Below are 18,728 nucleotides of genomic sequence, written 5' to 3'. Positions count from 1 at the left end.
GTGATATTGAGGGTGCGGCGGGTTCATAGGCAGGGTCTGACTCTGCGGGTTACTGAAAGGACGGATCGCCATGAAAGTTGTCGGGAAACTACTCTTGACCCTCATCGCACTGTTGTTGCTGATGTCGGTTGCAGCCTATTTCGTGTTGCAAAGCCAGTGGGGCGCCCGCCAGATCAGCGCCTGGGTCAACGACCATACCCGCTACCGCATCACCTTAGGCGGGGTACATCACGACATCCGCCGTCCCAGGGCACTGCAACTGACGGACTTCAGCTTGGCGCGCGCCGGGCAGCCCAGCGAACTGCACGCAGCAGCCGTTACCCTGACCTTCGGTGGACAACAGTTCAGTACACCACGTCATTTCAGCGCCATTCGCCTGAGCCAGGGTACGCTTCGGCTAACCGCTACGGGCCTGCCAGCCCTCCCCATCAGTGCCAACACCCTACAGCTACAGGACATGCGCCTCGACTGGCCGCAGAGTGATTGGCCGCTCCAAGCGACGGGAGTTGATGGCGGTATTGTCCCTCTGCAATCTGGCTCCCCGCATGTCGCCTTCCAGTTTAGCGCCGCCACCTTGCGTATCGGCGAAATTCCGGCACAGAATGTCCTAATCCAAGGTGAGTACCGCGATCGCCAGCTGTGGCTCACCAATCTGGGAGCCGACCTCGCCAACGGCCAAATGACCGCCCAAGCGCAGCGTCTCGCCGATGGCACCTGGAACATCGAGTCGATACGCCTCAGCCAGATCCACTGGCAGAGCCCGCAAACCTTGCGTCCGTTCTTACAGACGTTAAAACGCTTACCACCGCTAACGCTTCAACGTTTGGAGCTATTAGGTGCGAATCTGGAGGGTAACGGTTGGGCGCTGAGTGGACTCGATGCGAGCCTTTCCCACGTCTCACTGACTCGTGGCGACTGGCATAGCCGACAAGGTACCTTGGCCTTCAACGCCCGTGACATTGTGCTAGGCGGTATCCACCTGAGCGAGCCGCTGTTCGATGCCGACCTGACGCCACAAGGGATTAGCGTTCGCCAATTCAGCACCCGTTGGGATAATGCGTTATTGCGTACCAGCGGATCCTGGCGTCGCGATACGGGAGCGCTGGCACTGAACGACCTGGCGATTGTCGGATTAGAATACAGCCTGCCGACGAACTGGCGCGAACTGTGGCTACGCCCGCTACCCAATTGGTTGGCGACGATTACCCTGGATCACTTCTCACTCAGCCGCACGCTGCTGGTCGACGTCAACCCCGCTTTTCCCTTCCAGATGACCGCATTGGATGGATTTGGCAATCAAGTAACACTGGCTCGTCAGCATCGTTGGGGGATCTGGCATGGACAAATGCAATTCAATGCCAGCGAGGCGACCTTCAACAAGGTCGATCTGCGGCGGCCATCCTTCACGCTCCAAGCCGACGAGCAAGGGATCCGCATCGACGATCTCAGCGCCATCTCTCAGAAAGGGTTGCTAGAGGCGAACGTGAGTTTAAATCGCCGCGATGATCGGTTGAGCCTGACCCTCGATGGACGCGGCGTGCCAGCGAATCAGTTGAACGCATGGGGCTGGCCTTCTCTGCCGCTCCAAGGCGACGTTAACCTGCAACTGTCGCTACATGCGCCACTGCGTGCCACGACACCGTTTCGTCCGGGGGTGAACGCCACCCTGAACGCCCAGGATGCCAACGGGAATCGTCTGCAACAACGCATGGTCGATGGGGTATTGATGACGAGTGAATAAGCCGTCTCGGCGACGACGCGAAATGGTCGACGCGCCCCAGCTCACGGCGGGGCGCGCCAGCGGCGCATTGGGGATTACTGCGCGAAGGTGAGGGTGCCAAGGACTCCATTGGCGATATTCGCCGCCTCTTGGCGGTTATCCCCCGGCAGAGAGATCTGCATGGTCATCAGTTGATCGCCGATCTGTGCCAGGATGATGCTGGAGTAGACAGCATGGCCATTAGCCTGCTGCATGCTCACCACCTTCTCCACCGACTTACCGCCCAGCGTCACGGCTTCCGATGAGACCAGCTGCAAGCTAGCATCACGCGACTTCTGCTGGTCGATCAGGCGAGATGACAGGGTATTCAGGCTATCCTTCGGCATCGGTGCCAGAATGACGATCACCGCCTGTTGGCCGGTCTTATTGGCATACACCGACATATTATTGGTCTGTGAACCCAACTTGCTGGTCTGATCGCTCAATCCGGCCGGCAGCGTAAAGCTAATCTTGCCATCCAGCAGGCTCACCTTAGCCCCCGCAGGTACGCTGGGCTGCGTCGCACTCGCCCCCTGCGCTGGCGCGCTAGCCTCGGTGGTGGAGTTGCCATCACAGGCGGCCAGCCCGGTAACCAATAGCCCGACGCCGATCAACTTCACTAAATTACCCATGGAAATTCCTTATGTTGTCCGAAGGTCTGATTCCACATCGCACCCGATCGCGGAATAAAAAGCAAGTAACCGAATGTTACGCCGTATCCAAACACAACGCTTTGGCCAATCGCAGACGATAATCAGCCACCGCCCCCTGTGGTTGCAATTGGATGATGCTGTAACCATTCTTGATCAACATCATCAGCATCGCAGGAAAACCATTACGCGTCTTGACCTCGATGCGCCGATAACCGTGCTGTATCGCCCACTGTTGCTGCGCCTGCAAGAGAGATTGTGCGACGCCAGCCCGTCGCCACGCTGGCAACACGCCACCGAGCCAACTATAAACGGTCTGGCTATCCAGCGCGTAGCCGATCTTAAAACCAACGGCCTGCCCCGCGATACGCGCAATCAACAAACTGCTTTCGCGTCCATCCAGACGGGCGTGTAAATCCGCCAGCGTATGGCGTGAGTTAAACTCCGGAATGGCGCGATATAACGCCAAGATCTCCTGCGGGGTCGCCGCATGCAGAGTAATCGCCGTCATCGCTTTCTCCTCGGGATGAGAAAACATCATAGCGTAAAATGGAGGTAGTGAAACGAGGCGACATCATTACGCCGCAGGGACGCCATCAGCGACGTCCCCTATGGATGCCGAACTATGCCAACGAGATCTGTTGGCGAAAAGCGATACGCTTCAACAGCATATTCAGCATGACACCATACATCGGCAGGAAGAAGACCATGCTGATCAATAGTTTGAAGGTATAATCCACCAGCGCAATCTCGACCCAATGCGTCGCCATAAACGCATCACTACTGTGATAGAAGGCAATAAAGAAAAACGATAGCGTATCGCTAATATTGCCAAACAGCGTCGACGCGGTCGGTGCAACCCACCACGCCCGAGTCTGGCGTAGCCGGTTGAAAACATGCACATCCAGGATCTGGCCGAGGACATAGGCCATAAAGCTGGCGCACGCGATACGCGCCACCATCAGGTTCATACTGCCCAAGGCAGCGAACCCTTGCCACTGCCCCTGGAAAAAAAGCGCAGAGACACAGTAGGAGATCAGCAACGCTGGCACCATCACCGCGAGGATGATACGCCGTGCCAGTGGCGCACCGAAGATACGCACCGTGAGATCCGTCGCCAGAAAAATAAAGGGGAAGGTGAATGCACCCCAGGTGGTATGGAAGCCGAAAATCGTAATCGGCAACTGCACCAAATAGTTACTTGATGTGATAATTAACACATGAAAGAGGGACAGCCAACACAAGGCTGTAAACCGCTGTTGCGGGGTAAAACTAAACATCAATGTCACCTTTTTGGTTATTGGGGTGAGGGAACCCAAGAAAAATAATTATCCACTAATGGATGCGGCAGCGATCATACCCGGCTCACGCCATGATGCAACGGTTATTTTTCACGCAAACGTTAACGCCCTTTGCAGCGCACGGCCCGGCAGGTACACTAACGACGTAATACTATGGACCCGAACGAATGACCGCCAACGCGGCCGCAGCCAGAGACCCAGCATGACCGATCCCTTTGCCAACCCAGACAAAACCTTGGACGCCTTAGGCCTACGCTGCCCGGAACCCGTGATGATGGTACGTAAGACCGTTCGCCATATGGCGGCGGGCGAAACCCTACTGATCATCGCCGACGATCCGGCTACGACCCGAGACATCCCCGGCTTCTGCCGCTTTATGGATCACACCCTGCTGGCACAGGAGGCCGACCAGGCACCCTACCGCTACCTGGTGCGTAAAGGTGGGGCATAAGCCGCCCTCTACGAGCGGCTTATCAATCACAATTTACAGCGGGCTTAAGGTGATCTCGACGCGACGGTTCTGCGCCTTACCTGCGGCGGTGCTGTTGCTGGCGATCGGGTTCGCAGGCCCCATACCGATGGTACGGATACGCCCCGCCGCCACACCCTGTGTGATCAACGCGCTGGCCACACTGTCGGCTCGCTGCTGCGATAGACGCATGTTCAGATCGCGGCTACCGGTGCTATCGGTATAGCCCACAACATTCACCGCAGTCTTCTGATACTCCTTCAGCACCATCGCGACCCCTGTCAGCGTATTGGCACCGGCGGGCTTCAGGTTACTGCTGTTAGAATCGAAGGTAACATTGTTCGGCATGTTCAGGACGATGTTATCCCCCTGGCGCGTCACGCTTACCCCAGTACCCCGCATCTTGTCACGCAGCTTAGCTTCCTGCACATCCATGTAATAGCCAATCCCTCCCCCCAGCGCCGCCCCGGCGGCCGCGCCGATCAGTGCGCCTTTACCGCGATCGCTCTTCGATGAGGAGAGTGCGCCGACCCCGGCGCCTAGCAAGGCGCCCAGTCCGGCGCCGATGCCCGATTTCCCAGCCTGGGACTCACCGGTATAAGGATTGGTGGTACAACCGGAGAGGATCAGCGCCGCACTGACCAGGCCTGCGATGCACAAACGGCTTTTTTTCATGAAGAAACCTCAATGTCGGTAAATGCCCCCGCTCCCGGGGGCGTAAAATCCACGAGATAAACTCGTACTTGGCTCAGAGCACGCTGCCTGAGCCACACTGCTCCCGTCTGACCGGAACGGTGTGTATTGGTTCCCTATGAGTGGAGCAAAAATCAGGTCACACGATAAGGGTAACAACTCCTAAAGTGGCAAACAGCAATGCAGAAAGTCGCCGCCCCCAACCACTTGTCAGGTAGGGCTGTAGACGAGCGCCAAACCACAACATCGGTGCATTGGCTAGCACGATCCCCAACGTCGACCCCAGAACGACCCAGGTAAGATGCTGGTAATGCGCCCCAAGCAGGACCGTGGCGATCTGTGTCTTGTCGCCAATTTCGGCGAGGAAGAACACCATCAGAGAGGCCCAGAAAGGATGGCCTCCCCGGATCTCACCGTCATCCCGATCGGGAAACAGTACCCATATCGCCATCGCCAGGAACCCCATGGCGACCATCCAACGCATCATCTGGGGATTGAGGAACTGATTGACCAATTCGCCAATTAGCGCAGCGAAATAGTGATTAACCAGGGTGGCTAGAGTGATCGCCAACAGAATCAGGAAAGGTTTACCAAAACGCGCCACCAACAGTAGCGTCAAAAGCTGAGTCTTATCGCCGATTTCAGCTAAGGCGACGGAACTCATCGAAGTTAAAATAATAGACACGACAGACAAATACCGGGGTGAGTAATCTGGACATATGGCGCGGCCAGGCCCTCACCCCGGAGTGCGCCTTAGCCGACCACAGGTCTCGTCAACCCATCGCGTGATGGGCGCTGACGCCATGGTGATATCACCAAGTTTGTTGACGCCAGCGCCGGGGTGATAACACACCGGCAGACTACTCCCCCATGATGGAAGAGCGCGCAGTGTAATCAAGCCGCCGCCTTTTCTCAAGATCTCCCCCGGCCCGCCATAACAGCGTCGCCACCGCCTGACCGGTACTCGACTGGATCTGCCGATCCAGACAACGGAATCCCTGGCGACGATAGAAAGCCAATGCTCGACGGTTAGCGCAATACACCTCCAACAACAGCCAAGGATGGTGGCGTTTGGCATGACGCATGAGACGTTGAGCGAGACCGCGCCCACGGTAACGGGGGGCCACAAACAGCGCGCCGAGTAAATGGGGCGGAAGGATACAAATGAATCCACACACCCGATGCCCATCCAGCGCCAACCAAGTCTGCCCCTGCGGCAGGTAGGTATCACGCACCCATGGCAGGCTGGATCGCCAATAGCCGGGCGGGATCGCCGGATGAGCCTGAATCGTCAGCCTCAACCACAGCGCCAGCAATGCCGGGCGATCAGCGGGATAGGCCGGGCGGAGACGAAGGGGAAGAATCATGATGCAGATAACATCCTGGTTGGTGATCGTTCACCATCCCACACGCTTGCATGAAGGCATAGCAAATGGTCGTGCCGACGAAAGTGAAACCGCGCTGTTTCAGGGCCCGTGCCAGCGCATCAGAGGCTGCGCTACGCGTCGCTCCCGCCACGTCCGACCGGACCGGCGCGCCAGCGACGAACGACCACAGAAAGGGGGAGAAGACCTCACCAGCTTGCGCCATCGCCAGCAAGGCGCGGGCATTCGTGATGATCGCCACCAGCTTACGCCGGTTGCGGATCACGCCCGCATCATGCATCAGTAGCTCAAGCTCCTCCGGCGTCATCGCAGCAACCCGTACAGGATCGAAGTTATGGAAGACGCGTCGATAATGCGGGCGCTTCTTCAACACCGTCAGCCACGATAATCCGGCCTGCTGTCCTTCGAGGCACAATAACTCAAACAGCGCCCGCTCATCATAGAGTGGACGTCCCCACTCTCCATCGTGATAGGCGATATAATCTGGATCCGCCGTGACCCAGGCACAACGTTGCACCGCATGCTGTTCCATTTTGCCTCCCGCTGATAACCAGCCACCAATCATACCCCGACCGGCCGCCCGCGAGGCGCCCGATAGCCGATTTTGCACGTAAAATCCGCAATAGCGGCGCCTGTGGGGTAAAAAAGCGCACCTCGTCGCACTATTGCTGTATATCTTACGCACAGGCGGTATACTGATCCTTTCTGTTTCAATCCACTTGAACGCGTGCGAACACATCCAACATGCAAAAGTTTGATATCAAGACCTTTCAGGGGCTGATCCTGACTCTGCAGGACTATTGGGCGCGCCAGGGCTGCACCATCGTCCAACCGCTGGACATGGAAGTCGGCGCCGGCACCTCTCACCCGATGACCTGTCTGCGAGCGCTGGGCCCAGAGCCGATGGCAACCGCCTATGTGCAACCGTCCCGTCGCCCGACCGATGGCCGCTATGGCGAAAACCCGAACCGACTGCAACATTACTACCAGTTTCAGGTAGTGATTAAGCCATCCCCGGACAATATTCAGGAACTGTACCTGGGCTCGCTCAAAGAGCTGGGTCTGGATCCGACCGTGCATGATATCCGCTTTGTCGAGGATAACTGGGAAAACCCGACCCTGGGTGCCTGGGGCCTAGGCTGGGAAGTGTGGCTCAACGGGATGGAAGTCACTCAGTTCACCTACTTCCAGCAGGTAGGCGGCCTGGAGTGTAAACCGGTCACCGGCGAGATCACCTACGGGCTAGAACGTCTGGCCATGTACATCCAAGGCGTCGAAAGTGTATACGACTTGGTATGGAGCGACGGCCCGCTGGGTAAAACCACCTATGGCGACGTATTCCACCAGAATGAAGTCGAGCAGTCTACCTACAACTTCGAATACGCCGACGTGGATTTCCTGTTTGCCTGCTTCGATCAGTACGAGAAAGAAGCTCGCCTGTTGCTGGAGCTGGAAAATCCGCTGCCGCTGCCGGCCTATGAGCGAATCCTGAAGGCTGCCCATAGCTTCAACCTGCTGGATGCGCGCAAGGCGATCTCCGTCACCGAGCGCCAACGCTATATTCTGCGCATCCGCACCCTGACCAAAATGGTCGCCGAAGCCTACTACGCCTCTCGTGAGGCACTGGGCTTCCCGATGTGTAAAAAAGATTAAGAGGCAGCCATGACGCAACAGACTTTCCTGGTTGAAATCGGCACGGAAGAGCTGCCGCCGAAAGCCCTTCGCTCACTGGCGCAAGCCTTCGCCGACAATTTCCGTAGCGAGTTGGACAACGCTGGCCTGGCACATGGCGACATCGCCTGGTTTGCCGCACCGCGCCGTCTCGCGCTGAAGGTTGCCGCCCTTGATGCGGCACAGCCCGATCGCGAGATCGAAAAACGTGGCCCGGCCATTGCTCGGGCCTTCGATGCCGACGGCAAGCCGACCAAGGCGGCCGAAGGTTGGGCCCGAGGCTGCGGGATCAGCGTCGAGCAGGCTGAACGCCTGACGACCGATAAGGGCGAATGGCTCCTGTACCGCGCCCAGCAGAAAGGGCAGCGAGCACAAGAGCTGCTGCCTACGCTGGTCGCGAATGCGCTGTCACGCCTGCCGATCCCTAAACTGATGCGCTGGGGTGCCAACGATACGCAGTTCGTGCGTCCGGTACACACCGTCACGCTGCTGCTAGGCAGCGAGAGTATTCCGGCCACCATCCTCGGCATTCAGTCCGATCGCGTGATCCGCGGCCATCGCTTTATGGGCGAGCCCGAGTTCACCATCGATAACGCCGATCAGTATCCGCAGATCCTGCTGGAGCGCGGTAAGGTCATCGCCGACTATGAGGCCCGCAAGGCGCAGATCAAGCGTGATGCGGAGGCGGCAGCGGCACGCATCGGCGGCCAAGCCGATCTGAGCGATAGCCTGCTGGAAGAGGTCACCTCACTGGTCGAGTGGCCGGTCGTCTTGACCGCCAAGTTCGAAGAAAAATTCCTCGCCGTACCGGCGGAAGCCCTGGTTTATACCATGAAGGGCGACCAGAAGTACTTCCCGGTCTACGACGCCCAGGGCAAGCTGCTGCCGAACTTTATCTTTGTCGCCAACGTCGACTCGAAAGATGCACAGCAGATCATCGCCGGTAACGAGAAGGTGGTGCGTCCGCGTCTGGCCGATGCCGAGTTCTTCTTCAAAACTGACCGTAAACAGCGTCTGGAAGACAATCTTCCACGTCTAGAAAGCGTGCTGTTCCAACAACAGCTGGGCAGTCTGCGCGACAAGACCGACCGTATCGCCGCTCTGGCGGGCTGGATTGCACAGCAGATCGGCGCCGACGTCAACATGGCGACTCGCGCGGGTCTACTATCCAAATGTGACCTGATGACCAATATGGTGTTCGAATTTACCGACACCCAAGGGGTCATGGGAATGCACTATGCCCGTCACGACGGAGAAGCTGAAGAGGTCGCCGTCTCCCTGAATGAACAGTATATGCCGCGCTTCGCCGGCGATGCGCTGCCCTCATCTCTGGTAGCCTGCGCCGTCGCGATCGCCGACAAGATGGATACCCTGGCGGGGATCTTCGGCATCGGTCAACACCCGAAAGGCGATAAGGACCCGTTCGCGCTGCGCCGCGCCGCGCTGGGCGTACTGCGTATCATCGTCGAGAAGAAACTGCCGCTGGATCTGCTGACGCTAACTCAGGAAGCCGTGCGTCTGTATGGTGACAAGCTGAGCAACGCCAAGGTGGTGGAAGACGTGGTCGACTTTATGCTGGGCCGCTTCCGCGCCTGGTATCAGGAAGAGGGACACGCCGTCGACACCATTCAGGCGGTGCTGGCACGCCGTCCGACGCGTCCGGCCGACTTCGATGCCCGCGTACGCGCCGTCAGCCACTTCCGTACGCTGGATGAAGCCGCAACCCTGGCCGCCGCCAATAAGCGCGTCTCTAACATCCTGGCGAAGTCTTCGGATACGCTGGCCGACCAGGTGCAGGCGACGCTGCTGAAAGAGGCGGCAGAAATCCGCCTGGCCGCTAACCTGATCACCCTGCAAGAAAAATTGGCACCGCTGTTCGCCGCCGGGCAGTACCAAGAAGCCCTGGTCGAACTGGCGACCCTGCGTCAGCCGGTCGATGACTTCTTCGAACAGGTCATGGTGATGGCGGATGATGAGCAGGTACGCATCAATCGCCTGACACTGCTGAGCAAACTGCGCGATCTGTTCCTCCAGGTTGCCGACATCTCTGTTCTCCAGTAAGTGTCGACCCAACTTTACTCAACCCGCCACCAGGCGGGTTTTTTACTTTATGGCTGTTATCCCGCGTGTTACGGGGTAAACTAGATCGGTTAACAGATTTCGCACCACCCTTGCGCGCTACAGGAGTCACTCACATGGCATTCGCGGTAAAAACATGGGCCCAGCGTCTGCTGCTGCCCGTAATGGCACTCTTTCTGGTCACGCAGCTAAGCGGCTGCGGCGACAGCGATAAAGAGCAGCAAAAAGCCTTCATCGACTATCTGCAAAACACCGTGATGCGGAGCAGCGTCACCATCCCTACACTGAGCGAGGCGCAGAAACAGCAGTTGGGGCACTATGCCAGCGACTATGCCGTACTGGTTACCTTTTCGCAGAACTTCGGGCGCGCCATGGATGCCAGCATGACGCCGTTATTCAACACGTTGCAACAGATCCGCGCCCCGCAGGATTACCTAGCCCAACGTGATCGCCTGCAACAGGAGCTCGGTGCGTTGAATATGCTCGGTCAGCAGATCCAGAGCGCCAAGGCGCAAGCCGACAACGCCTATACCACGCTGAAGCAGCCGGAAGAAGTGAAGGCGGCCTTCGATAAAGCCTTCAATAAGGTGGTCACCGGCCCGAGCAATGCCATCATGCCGATGATCCCGCAGGCTGCCGCCGTGGCCCAGACGCTGGTGCAGGTCGGTGATTTCCTACAAAACCTGGGGCCGCAGGCTCGCTTCGACAACCAAGGTGTCCAGCTGCAGACCCAGGCTCAGGTGGATCAGTACAACCAGCTAATGAGCGATCTCTCCGCCAAATATCAGGCACTGATGGCCGCCAAACAGCAAAATGCCTCGCTGATGCAGAACTGAGTCCCACACCATCATCGATCACCCGGCTACGGCCGGGTTTTTTTATCGCCTACATCCGGCTCGTCTTCTCCTCGAGCCCACACAGGCCGAAACGTCGCTCACCCGCACATCTCTTCCGCCGCCTCGCGGTGGGCACGCTCGACTTCCTCGGCCAAGATCTGCACCCCTCGCTCGATCACCTCGGGCTCTGGAACGTAATTCATGCGCATGCATTGCCGCGTATGCGGCCACTCCTGCGCCAGCCCCGGGAAAAAGTAATCGCCGGGTACCATCAATACGCCGCGCTGTTTTAGGCGTTGATACAGCGTCTCGCTATCGATCGGCAGATCGGGAAACCACAGCCAGAGGAAGATGGCCCCCTCCGGACGATGGATCAGGCAACGCGCCGGCGTGAGATAGCGGCGAATGATCGCCAACGTCTGTTCGACGCGCTGCTGATAGAAGGGACGGATCACCTCACGGCTTAGGCGCAGTAGGTCACCACGTTCGATCATCCGTAGCGCCAGTGCTGGCCCGATGCTTCCCGGCGAGAGACTGATGATACCGTTCATGTTGCTCAGAGCCTGGATGGTCTCGCTATCAGCGACCACAATGCCACAACGCACCCCCGGTAGCCCCAGCTTCGATAGGCTCATACACAGGATGGTATTCGGATTCCACAGCGGCGTCGCCTCGCTGAAGATGATTCCGGGAAAGGGGAGCCCATACGCATTGTCGATCAATAATGGGATACCGTGCGACCGCGCCAGGCTGTCTAGTTGTGTAAGTTCCTCATCGGTCAACACGTTACCGGTAGGATTCGTGGGGCGTGAAACACAGATCAGGCCGATATCATCGCCGATCGCTAGCTGATCGAAGTCGATATGATACTTAAACTGCCCCTGCGGCAGCAGGGTGATGCGTGGCTTAGCCGCCACAAACATCTCATCGTCCAAGCCGGCATCGGCGTAGCCGATATATTCCGGCGCCAGCGGAAATAATACCCGGCGATGCGTACCGTCGTTACGTCGCCCAGCAAACAGGTTAAATAGGTAGAAAAATGCGCTCTGGCTGCCATTAGTCAGCGCAATATTTTGTGCACTGATCGGCCAGCCATACTGTTCTGAGAGGAGACGAGCCAACGCCTCTAGCAGATCGTTCTTCCCCTGCGGGCCATCATAGTTGCACAACGCCTCTCCTAATACCCCCTCATGCAACAACGTCTGGCAGAGATCCGTGAAATAGGCCTCCAGTGGGGCGATACGCGCCGGATTGCCGCCGCCCAGCATTATGGCACCCGGCGTCCGCAGACCATCATTGAGATCGTCCATCAGACGAGTAATCGCCGAATAACGGGTAAACTTGTCGCCAAAAGCAGAAAACGTCATAGCAAACCACACAGAGGATTGGAGAAGAGTCAGGCCACACCTTACCCCCTGCCACGCGGCACGACAAGTCGACCTCAGAAGCTTGATTTTTGATTATTCTAGTTAATTTAGAAATAGCAGCATAAAAAAAGGCGCAGCTAACGCTGCGCCAAGTCGAGAGGGTTTATACCCGCAGACGGGTATGGCAGATCTTATTATGACTGATGGGTATTCTCGTCGTCCCGACAAGCCAACGCTGCGGGCTCAGGCTGCGCACCGATGACGATACGCTGCGGCTGTAGTGCTTCTGGCACATGGCGCACCAGATCGATATTCAGAAGACCATTTTCGAAGGCGGCGCCATCGACGGTCAGATGTTCAGCCAACGTAAAGCTCAATTCAAATGCCTTACAGACCAGGCCTTGATGAAGGTACTCTACCGGCTTCTCCGGCTGTGCCGGATTACCACGCACGGTCAAACGTGGGCCTTCTACCTCAATATCCAGCTCACTCTGGCGGAATCCCGCGAGCGCCAGAGAGATGCGATAGTGATTATCATCACTCTTTTCAATGTTATACGGTGGGAATCCCTGCGGCTCTAACGAGGTTTGCATGGCATTTGCCAGCTTGTCAAAACCGATCCACTGACGCATTAATGGGGAAAGATCATAATTACGCATATTGACTCCTTCTAAGAAGCGAGATGTTAATAATCCCAGGCGGCATAATTTCCACCTGTATTGCCCCCAAAGGCAGGCAAGAATAAATCTGTCAGTTGCTATCGCTTATTTAATGGCGATCTTCCGCGCCTGCTGAGACTCAGGGACAATGCGCTCAAGGTCGATAAATAATAGCCCATTCTCTAGCCGTGCGCCTTTTATCTGAATATGCTCGGCCAGTTGGAATTTACGCTCAAAGTTACGCTCGGCAATGCCTTGATACAGGTAGCTACGCGGCTTCTCACTCGCAGCACGATATCCTTTTACAATCAACGTATTAGTATGAGCGGTAATCTCAAGATCTTGCTCAGCAAAACCTGCAACGGCGATAGCAATACGGTAGTGGTTGTCATCTACCAGCTCGACGTTATACGGAGGATATCCTCCATTACTATTATTTTGCCCCGACTCGATCAGGTTAAATAGACGATCGAATCCAATAGCCGAACGATACAACGGCGCCAGATCAAAATTACGCATACAACATGCCTCCTAAACAATTCAGCGAGGATGGAATAATCTTCCTAACGGACAGATTGATAAAATGAATACCCAATCGGCATACTCATCATTACTCTGTTTATAAAATGGCGACGCGATCCACTTTTTCAAGAGGAGGATAGAAAAATTTATTGCACCACACAAATTGATAAAATTTTCATCCAAAGCAAACACGCCGCAGACGTTCCGGTATATGCTACATGACATCACACCCCCAGCGAGGCATGCTGGCAGAGGGAAACTAGCCCAGGATGAGATCATGACTATGCCCTTAGGCGTGCGCCAAATCACGCTCCTGTTGACCGGGAGCCTCCTGTTACTCGGCAGCGGATGCTCCAGCGTCATGACGCGCGTCGGCCCCAATCAGGGCTACTATGCGGGGACCAAGAACGATATTGAGATGATCCAGAGCGAAGAGAGCGGCTGGGCCATGCGTCCACTGCTGGCGCTGGATCTCCCCCTGTCTGCTGTCGCCGATACCCTGCTGTTGCCTTACGACTACTACCGTGCCGACGATGACCCAACCAAAGAGTCGCCACGCGCACGCGTGCTACGCGCCGAGCAAGCCAGCGCCGCCCAGATGGCACCGCTGGCCACACAGGCAGACTAACCCCTCGTCACTCATCGTCAACGGTTAGACGAGCAGCAAAAATTTGCGGCCAACCGTCGATCTCCCGCATGTAGGCGACCCAATGGCCATCGGGTGATGGTACTACCGCCTCGGCGCAGGGAGGCTGAGCGCTGCGCGCCGTCACCCGAGCGACCGCCCCGCTCGCCACATCGCAACGCACCACACTGTTATCCATCACCATCAGGATCGAGCGGCCATCCGGGTGCCAGTTGAACGCGGATTGAACGTCATGCTCGCCCCGCGTGATCTGGCGGGCCTCACCACCATTAGGTGAGATCAGCCACAACTGCACCACTCCCTGCTCATCGCTCATGAGGAAGGCGATGGCACTGCCATCGGGGGAACTACGCACCCAATGGCGTGGTGTCGTTGCCAGGCCTGGATGACGCCGATCATGGGTAAAGGTTAGCCGACGTTGGCGGATGCCCGCTGGCGGCGCAGGAAGCGTACGTGACGTTCCCTGCAACGGTCGGTCGCCAGCGCAGCGATAAGCCGCCATCTCCGCCGGCAGGTCGACAATAAACAGCTCTGCGACTCGGGAACCATCCCGCGCCAAAGTATCTCCGATGAATGCCAGTGCCCAACGTTGCTGCTGGCCATTCTCCTTGAGGTACCCCTGCTGACCGACCCATGCCTCTTCATAAGCCCGGGTAATATCATCACTACCAGGACGCGGTGTGGGTGTCGTCTCACTGACCAGTACGCAGAAGTGGCTGCCGTCATACTCGCGTGGATGCCGTTTCTCTACCTGTACCGGCCCCATCGGCAAGGCTATCCCGATGTTACGCTGATCGCGCTCAGGGCAATGCTCGTGCATCACATGATCGTTATAGGTGAAGCTCAGACGCGAACCATCCGGGCTGAAGACATGCACATGAGAGCCGCCGCGTAGGGCGCCGGGGAGATAGGGTGCGGTGATCGCTAACGCGTCCAAGGTCTCCGCGTGACCAGGATGCTCGGCACTGACGATGACGCCGCGTCGATGATGGAAGTCATACTGCCACTGCGCATCGGGATGCTCTGGACCATGAATAAAAACATAGCGTTCCGGCAATGTCGGTGCCACCGTAACCACGCCGACACCGGCGCCGTCAGCGGCACGATAGAGTACCTCACAGCGCCCATCCGGTACGCTGACCCGCTCGATGGTCACACCGCTAAACGAGGCGGTGTGCGGGCGGACATCGTAAGCAACCCAGCGGCTATCTGGGGTCCAGATGCCGCTATTGGTCAACTGATGCCCGCGGGCATCGTGGGTAAGCTGTAACTCTGAAGGATGATGCATAGGAGCGAGCCTCTTGGCGGCCTAGTTTCCTTCAGCATAAACCAGGCGCCACGACGAGACGATGGTTTTATCTCGCCGAATCAGGCGGCATTAAGCACCCACTGCCGAATCGCCTGCGCTACCCCATCTTCACGGTTACTGGCCGTCACATACTGCGCCGCCGCCAGAATAGCCGCATCGGCATTCCCCATCGCGACCCCCAGACCGGCATACTCAATCATCGCCAAGTCATTGCCATGATCGCCGATGCACATCACCGACTGACGCTCAATACCCAGATGCTGTGCCAGGCGGGCGATCCCTTTCCCCTTATCCACATCGCGATGCAGAATCTCCAAGAAGAAGGGGCTGCTGCGCAGCAAGGTATAGCGCTGGAAGACTGAAGAGGGGATGCGGGCTATTGCCGCTTCCAACACCTCGGGATGATCGATCATCATCATCTTAGGAAAACGCAACGTCGGATCCATCGACTCGGCCGGGCAAAAGTGCAGTGGGATGCCGGTGATAAAGGCCTCATGTACCGTATACTTGCTGATGTCACGGTTAGCGGTAAACAGACGCCCAGCGTCCAGAGCGTGGAAGTGGCTGCCCACCTCACGCGCCAACGCCTCAAGGTAACGGTAATCGTCATAATCTAATGAGGTCTCGAAGAGGACCTCACCGCTATCGGCATGAACGACCAGCCCCCCATTGTTGCACAGGCAATACTCTCCGGCGGTATCCAACGCCAGCTCCTGGAGATAACGTTGTACACCCACCAATGGGCGCCCGGTGGCCAATACCACGCGCACCCCCTGCCGACGCGCGGCGGCAATAGCCTCTTGCACCGCAGGTGTGATTTCCCGCGCGTCGTTCAACAAGGTTCCATCGAGGTCGATGGCGATCAGTTTTATTGGCATGATTAACTCCCTTATTCGATGCTCACTGGCTACTGCATAGCAAAAGGGGACGTTCCCGTCCCCTTGAATATCGACTCGACTTTACGCGATTAGAAGTCCAGGTTGGCGGCCTTCAACGCGTTCTCTTCGATAAAGGCACGACGTGGCTCGACCGCATCGCCCATCAGCGTCGTGAACAGCTGGTCGGCAGCGACCGCGTCTTTGATCGTCACGCGCAACATACGACGCCCCTCCGGATCCATGGTGGTTTCCCACAACTGCTCCGGGTTCATTTCGCCCAGCCCTTTATAACGCTGAATAGCCAGGCCGCGTCGTGACTCTTTCACCAACCAATCCAATGCCTGTTCGAAACTGGCGACGGGTTGACGACGCTCGCCGCGCTCGACGAAGGCACTCTCTTCCACTAAGCCGCGTAACTTGTCACCGAGGGTACAGATACGGCGATATTCGGCGCCGTGAACAAAGTCGAAATCGAAGAGGTAGTCGGTGTCGACCCCGTGAGTACGCACGCGTACCGCCGGTTCAAACATCTGACGCTCACGATTTTCCACGATCTGGACGCTATAGACGCTGCCATGCTGCTCTTTCTCATTCAGCGTCGTGACCAGCGTGCCAATCCACTGCTCAACCGCCGCCTGATCGCTCAGATCGGCCTCGCTCAGGGTCGGCTGATAGATCAGCTGATTCAGCACCGCCTTGGGATAACGGCGCTCCATACGACCGATCAGCTTCTGTACCTGATAGTGTTCAGCGACCAGCTTCTCCAACGGCTCGCCCGCGAGCGCCGGAGCGGCTGCATTGGTATGCAGGGCGGCACCATCTAAGGCGATGGCGATCTGATATTGATCCATCGCCTCGTCGTCTTTGATGTACTGCTCCTGTTTCCCCTTCTTCACCTTATACAGGGGCGGTTGGGCGATATAGACATGACCTCGCTCGATGATCTCCGGCATCTGACGATAGAAGAAGGTCAACAACAGGGTACGAATGTGCGAGCCGTCGACATCAGCATCGGTCATGATGATGATGCTGTGATAACGCAGCTTGTCAGGGTTGTACTCATCCCGACCGATGCCACAACCCAACGCGGTGATCAGCGTCGCGACCTCCTGCGAGGAGAGCATCTTGTCGAAACGCGCCTTCTCGACGTTAAGGATCTTACCCTTCAGCGGCAGGATGGCCTGATTCTTACGGTTACGCCCCTGCTTAGCAGAGCCGCCCGCCGAGTCCCCTTCCACCAGGTAGAGTTCGGAATGTGCCGGATCGCGCTCCTGGCAATCTGCCAGCTTACCGGGCAGCCCGGCCAGATCCAGGGCCCCCTTACGGCGCGTCATCTCACGCGCTTTACGCGCGGCTTCACGAGCACGGGCAGCATCGATGATCTTGCCGACCACGATCTTGGCGTCATTCGGGTTTTCCAACAGGTACTCGGCCAGTCGCTCGTTCATCAGCGACTCGACGGCCGACTTCACCTCTGAGGAGACCAGCTTATCCTTAGTCTGCGAGGAGAACTTGGGATCTGGCACCTTCACAGATACCACGGCGATCAACCCTTCACGTGCATCGTCACCGGTGGCGGAGATCTTGTTCTTCTTGGTGTAGCCTTCACTCTCCATATAGCTGTTCAGGGTGCGGGTCATCGCCGCCCGGAAGCCCGCCAAATGGGTCCCGCCATCACGCTGCGGAATGTTGTTCGTGAAGCAATAGATGTTCTCTTGGAAACCGTCGTTCCACTGTAGCGCCACCTCGACACCAATGTCGTCTTTCATGGTCGAGAAGTAGAACACGTTCGGATGGATCGGCGTCTTATTCTTGTTAAGGTACTCGACAAACGCCTTAATCCCACCCTCATAGTGGAAATGGTCTTCACGATCATTGCGCTTGTCGCGCAGGCGAATGGAAACCCCAGAGTTAAGGAACGACAGCTCGCGCAGGCGTTTGGCCAGGATGTCATACTGGAACTCGACCACGTTGCTAAAGGTTTGCATGCTCGGCCAGAAACGCACCCGGGTTCCGGTCTGCTCGGTATCACCGACCATCTTCAACGGCGCCGCTGGCACGCCATGATGGTAGATCTGCTCATGAACATGGCCATCGCGGCGGATCACCAGTTCCAACTTCTCGGACAGCGCGTTTACCACGGAAACGCCCACGCCATGCAGACCACCGGAAACCTTGTAGGAGTTGTCGTCGAACTTACCCCCGGCATGCAGCACGGTCATGATGACTTCGGCGGCGGAAACCCCCTCTTCCGGGTGGATCCCTGTCGGGATACCGCGCCCGTCATCCTGCACGGAGACAGAGTTATCACTGTGAATGGTGACGATGATATCTTTGCAATAACCAGCGAGCGCTTCGTCAATCGCGTTATCCACCACCTCAAACACCATGTGGTGCAGACCTGTACCGTCATCGGTATCCCCGATGTACATGCCCGGGCGCTTACGAACGGCATCCAGCCCTTTTAATACCTTGATACTTGAGGAGTCATACGTATTTGACAT

19 protein-coding genes and 1 riboswitch are annotated in these 18,728 nt (G+C 57.3%); of the genes, 6 read left to right on the top strand and 13 right to left on the bottom strand.

Annotation, left to right across the window (positions count from 1 at the left end):
• Positions 1–70: 70 nt before the first annotated feature.
• The gene (locus DCL27_RS00095; protein WP_035596271.1) at positions 71–1,741 is read left to right on the top strand and encodes an AsmA family protein; all 1,671 of its coding nucleotides are present in this window, start codon (positions 71–73) and stop codon (positions 1,739–1,741) included.
• A gap of 74 nt (positions 1,742–1,815) precedes the next feature.
• Here the strand turns inward: DCL27_RS00095 and DCL27_RS00090 are convergent, their stop codons facing one another.
• From DCL27_RS00090 to DCL27_RS00080, 3 genes are all read right to left on the bottom strand, one after another.
• Positions 1,816–2,391: a DcrB family lipoprotein gene (locus DCL27_RS00090; protein WP_035596274.1), complete on the bottom strand. Its 576-nt coding sequence runs from the start codon at positions 2,389–2,391 to the stop codon at positions 1,816–1,818.
• Between the two features lie 76 nt (positions 2,392–2,467).
• Positions 2,468–2,920, bottom strand: a complete 453-nt coding sequence (locus DCL27_RS00085) for a GNAT family N-acetyltransferase (RefSeq protein ID WP_005295656.1) — start codon at positions 2,918–2,920, stop codon at positions 2,468–2,470.
• Positions 2,921–3,032: 112 nt separating this feature from the next.
• On the bottom strand, positions 3,033–3,689 hold the full coding sequence (locus DCL27_RS00080; RefSeq protein ID WP_005291057.1) for a 7-cyano-7-deazaguanine/7-aminomethyl-7-deazaguanine transporter: 657 nt from the start codon (positions 3,687–3,689) through the stop codon (positions 3,033–3,035).
• 223 nt (positions 3,690–3,912) lie between these two features.
• On the opposite strand from DCL27_RS00080, the gene tusA reads away from it, so the two are divergent.
• Positions 3,913–4,161 carry a sulfurtransferase TusA gene (tusA, locus tag DCL27_RS00075; protein WP_005291062.1) on the top strand — a complete coding sequence of 83 codons (249 nt, stop codon included), beginning with the start codon at positions 3,913–3,915 and terminating at the stop codon, positions 4,159–4,161.
• 33 nt (positions 4,162–4,194) lie between these two features.
• Here tusA and DCL27_RS00070 read toward each other — a convergent pair whose 3' ends face one another.
• The 4 genes from DCL27_RS00070 to DCL27_RS00055 all read right to left on the bottom strand — a co-directional run bounded on the left by DCL27_RS00070 (position 4,195) and on the right by DCL27_RS00055 (position 6,774).
• Positions 4,195–4,854: an OmpA family lipoprotein gene (locus tag DCL27_RS00070; RefSeq protein WP_005291065.1), complete on the bottom strand. Its 660-nt coding sequence runs from the start codon at positions 4,852–4,854 to the stop codon at positions 4,195–4,197.
• A gap of 157 nt (positions 4,855–5,011) precedes the next feature.
• A complete protein-coding gene (locus DCL27_RS00065) occupies positions 5,012–5,557 on the bottom strand; it encodes a TMEM165/GDT1 family protein (RefSeq protein WP_228594454.1) in 546 nt (181 codons plus the stop codon).
• Positions 5,558–5,647: 90 nt separating this feature from the next.
• Positions 5,648–5,753: riboswitch (yybP-ykoY riboswitch) on the bottom strand.
• Positions 5,733–6,239, bottom strand: a complete 507-nt coding sequence (locus DCL27_RS00060; protein WP_035596280.1) for an N-acetyltransferase — start codon at positions 6,237–6,239, stop codon at positions 5,733–5,735. It overlaps the preceding riboswitch by 21 nt.
• The gene (locus DCL27_RS00055; RefSeq protein WP_172953320.1) at positions 6,199–6,774 is read right to left on the bottom strand and encodes a DNA-3-methyladenine glycosylase I; all 576 of its coding nucleotides are present in this window, start codon (positions 6,772–6,774) and stop codon (positions 6,199–6,201) included. Before DCL27_RS00055 ends, DCL27_RS00060 begins: the two co-directional genes overlap by 41 nt.
• 227 nt (positions 6,775–7,001) lie before the next feature.
• On the opposite strand from DCL27_RS00055, the gene glyQ reads away from it, so the two are divergent.
• The 3 genes from glyQ to DCL27_RS00040 all read left to right on the top strand — a co-directional run bounded on the left by glyQ (position 7,002) and on the right by DCL27_RS00040 (position 10,843).
• Positions 7,002–7,910, top strand: a complete 909-nt coding sequence (gene glyQ / locus DCL27_RS00050) for a glycine--tRNA ligase subunit alpha (RefSeq protein ID WP_005291083.1) — start codon at positions 7,002–7,004, stop codon at positions 7,908–7,910.
• A 9-nt stretch (positions 7,911–7,919) separates the two neighbouring features.
• Positions 7,920–9,989 (top strand): glycine--tRNA ligase subunit beta, encoded by a 2,070-nt coding sequence (gene glyS / locus DCL27_RS00045; RefSeq protein WP_228594453.1) that lies wholly within the window; start codon positions 7,920–7,922, stop codon positions 9,987–9,989.
• A gap of 134 nt (positions 9,990–10,123) precedes the next feature.
• Positions 10,124–10,843 (top strand): DUF3053 domain-containing protein, encoded by a 720-nt coding sequence (locus DCL27_RS00040; RefSeq protein WP_005291090.1) that lies wholly within the window; start codon positions 10,124–10,126, stop codon positions 10,841–10,843.
• 98 nt (positions 10,844–10,941) lie between these two features.
• Here the strand turns inward: DCL27_RS00040 and DCL27_RS00035 are convergent, their stop codons facing one another.
• The 3 genes from DCL27_RS00035 to ibpA all read right to left on the bottom strand — a co-directional run bounded on the left by DCL27_RS00035 (position 10,942) and on the right by ibpA (position 13,388).
• Positions 10,942–12,210 (bottom strand): valine--pyruvate transaminase, encoded by a 1,269-nt coding sequence (locus tag DCL27_RS00035; protein ID WP_005291093.1) that lies wholly within the window; start codon positions 12,208–12,210, stop codon positions 10,942–10,944.
• Positions 12,211–12,404: 194 nt separating this feature from the next.
• Complete coding sequence (gene ibpB / locus DCL27_RS00030; protein WP_005291096.1) at positions 12,405–12,869, bottom strand: small heat shock chaperone IbpB; 465 nt, start codon at positions 12,867–12,869, stop codon at positions 12,405–12,407.
• A gap of 105 nt (positions 12,870–12,974) precedes the next feature.
• Complete coding sequence (ibpA, locus tag DCL27_RS00025) at positions 12,975–13,388, bottom strand: small heat shock chaperone IbpA (protein WP_035596287.1); 414 nt, start codon at positions 13,386–13,388, stop codon at positions 12,975–12,977.
• 286 nt (positions 13,389–13,674) lie between these two features.
• On the opposite strand from ibpA, the gene DCL27_RS00020 reads away from it, so the two are divergent.
• Positions 13,675–14,019, top strand: coding sequence for a YceK/YidQ family lipoprotein (locus tag DCL27_RS00020; RefSeq protein ID WP_005295667.1), 345 nt, complete (start codon positions 13,675–13,677; stop codon positions 14,017–14,019).
• A 7-nt stretch (positions 14,020–14,026) separates the two neighbouring features.
• Here DCL27_RS00020 and DCL27_RS00015 read toward each other — a convergent pair whose 3' ends face one another.
• The 3 genes from DCL27_RS00015 to gyrB all read right to left on the bottom strand — a co-directional run bounded on the left by DCL27_RS00015 (position 14,027) and on the right by gyrB (position 18,728).
• Complete coding sequence (locus tag DCL27_RS00015; protein WP_005295669.1) at positions 14,027–15,325, bottom strand: DUF3748 domain-containing protein; 1,299 nt, start codon at positions 15,323–15,325, stop codon at positions 14,027–14,029.
• 80 nt (positions 15,326–15,405) lie between these two features.
• Positions 15,406–16,224: a sugar-phosphatase gene (gene yidA / locus DCL27_RS00010; protein WP_005291111.1), complete on the bottom strand. Its 819-nt coding sequence runs from the start codon at positions 16,222–16,224 to the stop codon at positions 15,406–15,408.
• Positions 16,225–16,313: 89 nt separating this feature from the next.
• On the bottom strand, positions 16,314–18,728 hold the full coding sequence (gene gyrB / locus DCL27_RS00005) for a DNA topoisomerase (ATP-hydrolyzing) subunit B (RefSeq protein WP_035596291.1): 2,415 nt from the start codon (positions 18,726–18,728) through the stop codon (positions 16,314–16,316).

The organism is Edwardsiella tarda ATCC 15947 = NBRC 105688, assembly GCF_003113495.2.
In the GTDB taxonomy this organism is placed as follows: Bacteria; Pseudomonadota; Gammaproteobacteria; order Enterobacterales; family Enterobacteriaceae; genus Edwardsiella; species Edwardsiella tarda.
The sequence above is the reverse complement of the archived record's forward strand: the minus strand, read 5'-3'. Positions and strand labels throughout refer to the sequence as shown.